2 protein-coding genes and 2 pseudogenes are annotated in these 2,843 nt (G+C 61.2%); all 4 read right to left on the bottom strand.

Going from position 1 to position 2,843, the window contains the following annotated elements:
* Positions 1-720 (bottom strand): annotated as a pseudogene (locus WB402_RS10435) (aspartate-alanine antiporter); the annotation flags it as partial.
* A 118-nt stretch (positions 721-838) separates the two neighbouring features.
* Positions 839-1,867 carry an HD-GYP domain-containing protein gene (locus WB402_RS10430; RefSeq protein WP_424207600.1) on the bottom strand — a complete coding sequence of 343 codons (1,029 nt, stop codon included), beginning with the start codon at positions 1,865-1,867 and terminating at the stop codon, positions 839-841.
* A gap of 72 nt (positions 1,868-1,939) precedes the next feature.
* A complete protein-coding gene (locus tag WB402_RS10425; RefSeq protein ID WP_424207598.1) occupies positions 1,940-2,266 on the bottom strand; it encodes an STAS/SEC14 domain-containing protein in 327 nt (108 codons plus the stop codon).
* 188 nt (positions 2,267-2,454) lie between these two features.
* Positions 2,455-2,843, bottom strand: a pseudogene (locus WB402_RS10420) (phosphoketolase); the annotation flags it as partial.

The following is a 2,843-nucleotide window of genomic DNA, read 5'->3' as shown; positions in this document are numbered from 1 at the left end:
CGCCTCGGCCTCGCCGACGGTCTTGCCGGCGACGCTGACGCCCTCCTGGATACGATAGGCCCGACCCTCGTACTGGCGCCAGCCGCTCTCCATGCCGGTCGCCGGCGCGCCGACCGACATCTCCCGCTCGTAACGCGCGCATTCGACGGCAAGATCGACGCGTAGAAGCTTCGGTCCGAGGAAGGCCAGGATCCAGCCGGTGCCGATCGTGCCGAAAATATAGGTAATCGCAAAGGCGACGGGAATGAGGTTGATCTGTTGCGTGATCTGGTCAGCACTGAGATTGAGCCGGTGGACCGCGTCAGTCGCAAGCCCAATCGAGGCGGAGATTGTCTGGCTTCCAGCGAAAAGACCCGCGGCGAGTCCGGGGCCGTAGCCGGCGACGAGAGCACTGATATAGACGCAGGCGAGGCTGAGCATACAGACCACTACGGCGAAAAGGGCTTGGGGCGCGCCGGTGGAGCCGATGCCGTAAATAAACTGCGGTCCGATGCCGAAGCCGATCGCGAAGAGGAACATAATGAAAAAGATCGACTTGATGTGATCCGATATCTGGATGTCGAGCTGACCGATCAGGATGCCTACGAGCAGCGTGCCCGCGACCGCTCCGAGGCTGAAGCGGCCGAGCTTCTTCGAGCCGATCCAGAAGCCGATCGCCAGCGTGAGGAAGATCGCGAGTTCGGGGTGAGCACGCAAGGTTTCGGTAATCCAGGCCAGCATCGTGTCGCTCCGTTTCTGTCAGGCGGGCGAACAGGAGCGGATTGCGAATGCGAATAAGACAATCCAGTGCTCGGCCGAAAGCCGCGATGCCGGACCAGATCTCGGTTTTAGTCCTCGGTCATCTTTCATTGCCGCAGGCCTCCTCGGGTAAGCACTGGCTCCAAAGAGTGAACCGGTCGAAACTGTGCAACAGCCGCTCCTGCAACATGGTCACCAAGACCGTCTCATCCCGTGGCAGTTGACGGACAATGGTCGGTACCGCGTGGACAAACCGATCGAACAAAGTCGGATCGAAATGCGACCCGCTCTCGTCGGACATGATCGCCAGGGCGTCAGCGATGGAAAGCGCGGGCTTGTAGGCACGCGGAGAAGTCAGAGCGTCGAACACGTCGATCAGGGCGAATATTCTGGCTTCGAGCGGAATGGCTTCGCCTTTCAAACCCTGCGGATACCCACTGCCGTCAAAATGCTCGTGATGGCAGGCCACAACCGGCGCAACGTCGTTCAGCACTTCGGCCTGGTTCACCAAGTCTACGCCGAGCTGTACGTGTGTCTGCATGATTATCTGCTCGGCGGGCGTCAAGGGCCCCGGCTTACCAAGCACGCGTTCCGGCACTACGAGCTTGCCAATGTCATGGAGAAAGGCTCCTTTGGTCGCGCGCAGCACGGCGGCGGGCGACAAGCCCAAGGCCTCAGAGAACATCAGCGTATAGAAGGCAACCCTGAGGTTGTGGCCCGCCGTTTCGGCATCTCGCAGTTCGGTCAACTTCCCGAGTACCGCCAGCAGTTCGATGTTGTGGCGCGCCACCGAGGAGGCCGCTTGCAGCAGCCGGTCGTCCCGCCGGCGCAGGACGGGTGAAAGCCCCACGGCGGTCAGGACCGAGACCACCACGGACAGAGCCGCCACCCCCAGGCTGCCTCCTAACCATTCGCCGCCGACGTTGGTGGCCAACGGATAGAAAATCAAGGTAACGACGCCCAACGTCAGCGCGACAACCGCGGCCATCAGCGCCACGCGCATCTTCAGTCGCCGACGTCCGTCCGCCAAGGAGGGAGCTAAGAGACGATCAAGCAACGTCGTAGTGGCGGTCGTCGGCGGAGAACCGGGTGTTTGGAAAGCGGTATTGCGCGTGGATCCAATCGTCACTTTGGGTCTCCTTCGTGGTTAGCCTCCAGGGTGGGTGAAGGGAAATCCTTTCAATGTCTCATCGCGGGTGCATTATGGCCCGGTCAGCCACGCGCGCGCTTTTTCGAACTCGCCCGGCGCGAAGTACTCGATCGGGAAAGGCCGGATGCCCTTACACGCGAAGATCAGCGCCAGGTCTTTCCATTGCCTGTCTCCGACGATCGCTATCCGCTCGATATCCGGGTCGTATTCCTCCTCGAAGGAAAAGTCGTCCCACTGGCCGCCTCGCTGCCAACCCTCGAAACGCTCCGCCAACACGAGGACGCGGACGCGACCGTAGGTCCTAATCGCCGCTGCCGTCCGGCTCTGCAGGTCGGTCAGCTCTGATTCGGTCAGTTTTCCGCTTATGCGGACCGTCAAGATTCCGTCGGCATTGTCTGAAATTTGAACGCTCATATCGAAGTTCTGACTCCCCAGAAGCGGTGCTCGATGCGTTCGTGCCGCGCACGTTCGGCCACGCGTGCGCGGCGATGCTCTCCAGAAGCTTGCTTGACAATCGTCCTGCGGTTTGCTCCAGCCATGTCACCGGCACTCCGAAATACGCGATGTCAGTACGGCCACACCCAGTTGCTGATCTCGGCGCGATCGGTGCCGTGCTCGTGGGCGTAGTTGAGATTGTCGATGATTTCGTCCTTCATCTGCTCCTTCAGATGGGCCGCCTTGGCCGCGAGTCCCGGCACGCGGTCGATCACGTCGATGACCAGCGTGAAGCGGTCGGTCTGGTTCAGGATCGCGAGCTCGAGCGGCGTGTTGATGTTGCCGCGCTCCTTGTAACCGCGCACGTGCAGGTTCTCGTGGTTCGTGAAGCGGTAGGCGAGCTTGTGGATCAGCCAGGGGTAGCCGTGGAAGTTGAAGATCACCGGCTTGTCGGCGGTGAACAGGCTGTCGAACTCCCGGTCCGTCGAGCCATTGGGGTGCTCGGCGATCGGCTGCAGTT

Origin of the sequence: Sulfuricaulis sp., assembly GCF_049587675.1 — a bacterium.
Taxonomy (GTDB): domain Bacteria; phylum Pseudomonadota; class Gammaproteobacteria; order Acidiferrobacterales; family Sulfurifustaceae; genus Sulfuricaulis.
The sequence above is the reverse complement of the archived record's forward strand: the minus strand, read 5'-3'. Positions and strand labels throughout refer to the sequence as shown.